Here is a 2,318-nt window from a genome sequence, read left to right as displayed (position 1 = left end):
GAAAGGATAGAAGTTACCTTACAGCTTTCGCACGGCTTCAAAAGTAATGATTTGACGCGCACTAGATGGTTGCTGTTGGTAAACATAATCAGCAGAACATGTAATATCAATGAAGCCAATACTTTCTAAAATAAGTTTAAATTCATCGATTCCATACCAACGTATTGCAAAACGTTGTAACTCGCTTTGAATCAACCTTCCTTGACGCCATTTTTCATATTTTATATAGGATACTGTAAATTGATTAAGCCAATCCATTTCAATTGATTTGCTTTCCATTGTAACTCCATCCCCGTTAGGTAGAGAAAAAGTTGAAGTAGAAACTTCTCCTGTTTTCCAACCGTGAGGTAATTCAAGATCAACAATCAAACGTCCCCCTGGAACAAGATGTTTATAAAAGGATCTCAATGCGTCTAGAGAGTCTTCTCGCTTTTCGATTAAACAAAAGGAACCAGTAGGAATAATAATCGCATCATAATTAAATGGCAATGAAAATTCCTGTAATTTACCTTCATATAAATTAGGATTCAATCCTCTTTCTTCACAACGTATTCGACACGAATCCAACATTTCAGGAGAATAATCGATTCCATCAATTGTATATCCTGCCTCAAGAAGTGGAATTATAAATCGCCCTGAGCCAACTCCAGCTTCAAGAATACGCCCCTGACAAGTCTTTAACCGTTCTTGGTAATATTCAATATCCCCGTCTAAAGAGTACCCCACAGGTTTTGTGAAATCATAGACTTCGGTACAAAGTGTACTGTAATAACTAAACATATTTTTTTCCTCCGTTTTTTTATGTACGGAAGATTATTAATAAAAGAAGTTTCTAATATTAACGCTTCCGTACCTCGAATTTTTTAGATGAATGAACTGATCTGACTATCATATACAACCACTCACTTTCAATAAAATCTAATAATATTGTATATTATCTATTTTTCCGAATCAAATTTGGGTACAAGAACTGCCGGTTACTCGATAGTTGCCACCACGCTAGCCTACCCGTTAGATGAACAAGGCTGCCGTTCATATCGGCAGCCTTGTTTTGGTTGTTTGTTATTCACTTCGTTTAGACGGGGGACGATTAGGTAAATTAGCAGTTGCTTTATCCCTGACTGGAATAATCCTTCTCATCTCAAGAACCGCAAATATGCTTCAAGCACCTCTTACAGGTAAAATCGTTGATTTTTCAAAACACACTCCGGATTTTTAACTGAACAATTAAGGTTAATTATTTGGGGTTGCGGTTAAAAACCATGAATTTTTTTGTATATAAACAACATATATACTAGAAATAGAAATCGACAAAATCAATGATTTTATAGGTAATTAGTCTGATTCTAGTATATAATGTTTATAGTATTAAGGTGAATTATACTAATAATTAGGAGGAAAATGAGAAAGCGAATTAAGATACTTAAAAAATGCAAGGTTTTTTGTCGGAAATTGATTAATTGATATAAAAATAATTAAAAAAAGGAAGGTATCACATGAAACGCTTTTCATCATATGGTTTCGTTATAGTCCCGGTTCTGCTATTGCTCTTATTAAGTGGATGTGTATTAACAAATACATCCTCAATGAGTTTTAACTTTGGGAATACGTTAAATAGCTCAGATCAATTATATGTAAGATATTCAGATAAAACTGTTTCAAGTCAGAGTATTCAATCCGGGCAAACGTCAGTAACAATCCCGACTGACAGTAGTAAAACAATTGTAGGTTTTTATATGAGCGATGGCAATGTAAGCTGGGTTCCCAATAGTCAGTACGGGCCTACTGTAAATCTGTACCAAACAAACAAACCCAGGATTCCTGTAGATCATGTCGTTCAAGTCGTTCAAGCAAGTGAACCAAAGGTTGATTCCAATCATCCAGAGTTTGTAGATGTGACATTTGCTGTTTATGGTACTAATGGTCAACTTGTGGATGATCAAACGGAAGTATTTGCCCATTCCACTGATTCAAACGTGACCTTTTACAACGCAGACTCTAATGATACTCAAGGAAATTATACTGTAAAGGAAGGTTACTCCTGGTATACGGTCAACGGACTTGTCACATTTGTGATTCAGTCCGACATTAGTAATATCTCGTCAATACCTATTTCTTTGTATTCGGGTTCCAAATTAATATATGATTCGAATATTAGTCCACCACTTCTTCCTAGTAACGTTGCTTCGTTAAGCTCGCTCAATCTAAGTGGAATCACCTTAGATCAAACAATGAGTGGCAGCGTATATGCCTATACGGCAACTGTGCCTAACTCAGTTTCCGTCACAACAACTACGTATAGCACTGCAGAAAGCCAT

Annotated in this window: 2 protein-coding genes and 1 pseudogene; 2 read left to right on the top strand and 1 reads right to left on the bottom strand. The window is 35.8% G+C overall.

From position 1 onward, the window contains the following. Nucleotides 1-18: 18 nt before the first annotated feature. Nucleotides 19-780 carry a class I SAM-dependent methyltransferase gene (locus GC093_RS07985; RefSeq protein ID WP_171651346.1) on the bottom strand — a complete coding sequence of 254 codons (762 nt, stop codon included), beginning with the start codon at nt 778-780 and terminating at the stop codon, nt 19-21. Nucleotides 781-1,015: 235 nt separating this feature from the next. On the opposite strand from GC093_RS07985, the gene GC093_RS07980 reads away from it, so the two are divergent. Next, nucleotides 1,016-1,219 carry a lipid II flippase family protein gene (locus GC093_RS07980; protein ID WP_171651345.1) on the top strand — a complete coding sequence of 68 codons (204 nt, stop codon included), beginning with the start codon at nt 1,016-1,018 and terminating at the stop codon, nt 1,217-1,219. 517 nt (nt 1,220-1,736) lie between these two features. Continuing rightward, a pseudogene (locus GC093_RS07975) lies at nt 1,737-2,318 on the top strand (hypothetical protein); the annotation flags it as partial.

The organism is Paenibacillus foliorum, assembly GCF_013141765.1.
Taxonomy (GTDB): Bacteria; Bacillota; Bacilli; order Paenibacillales; family NBRC-103111; genus Paenibacillus_S; species Paenibacillus_S foliorum.
Note: the sequence above shows the minus strand (reverse complement) of the source record. Positions and strands in the feature narration are given on the sequence as shown.

Coding starts and splice junctions, on each gene's coding strand:
- GC093_RS07985 (WP_171651346.1), bottom strand. CDS start 780: ATGTTTAGTTATTACAGTACACTTTGTACCGAAGTCTATGATTTCACA.
- GC093_RS07980 (WP_171651345.1), top strand. CDS start 1,016: ATGAACAAGGCTGCCGTTCATATCGGCAGCCTTGTTTTGGTTGTTTGT.